Genomic DNA, 398 nt, shown 5'->3' with positions numbered 1-398 from the left:
TGCCAGTCCTGCGTAACGATCCCGGCGTAATAGAGCTTCCCGCCAACGAGTGTCCCGATGACGCTCGCGAGAATGAGGTCCGGGATGGCGTCGGCTTCTTTCTGGTGCCCGCGCCGCTGGAGTTCCTGTTGCGACAGGATCTGCCCGATGATGAACGCGAGCAGTACCGCGATCCCGAACCCGGTGATCGGGAGGGGACCGAGGTTGATCTCGAGCGGGTGATGAGATATTTGCATTAAGACAAGGCTGGTTGCTGCTTAGCTGCTTGCTGCATGCGGCGTGCTGGTGCTACTTGCTTCTAGAGTTCAGCCTTCTGGCCTAACGGTGATGACGCGTATGCGTTGAGGCTCCAATCATCTCTGTCGCCACGTTCAGCGTGGAACAACCCTGCCCGAGCT

The 398-nt window shown here is 59.0% G+C and carries 1 protein-coding gene; it reads right to left on the bottom strand.

The annotated features are described in order from the left end of the window. Positions 1-236, bottom strand: a 236-nt coding sequence (locus I6F37_RS47020) for a prolipoprotein diacylglyceryl transferase family protein (protein WP_225154885.1), incomplete at its 3' end; no start/stop codon positions are given. Positions 237-398: the final 162 nt, after the last annotated feature.

The sequence above is a fragment of the Bradyrhizobium sp. NBAIM08 genome, assembly GCF_020193935.1.
Classification (GTDB): domain Bacteria; phylum Pseudomonadota; class Alphaproteobacteria; order Rhizobiales; family Xanthobacteraceae; genus Bradyrhizobium; species Bradyrhizobium yuanmingense.
This window is presented reverse-complemented; position numbering and strand designations above follow the sequence as displayed.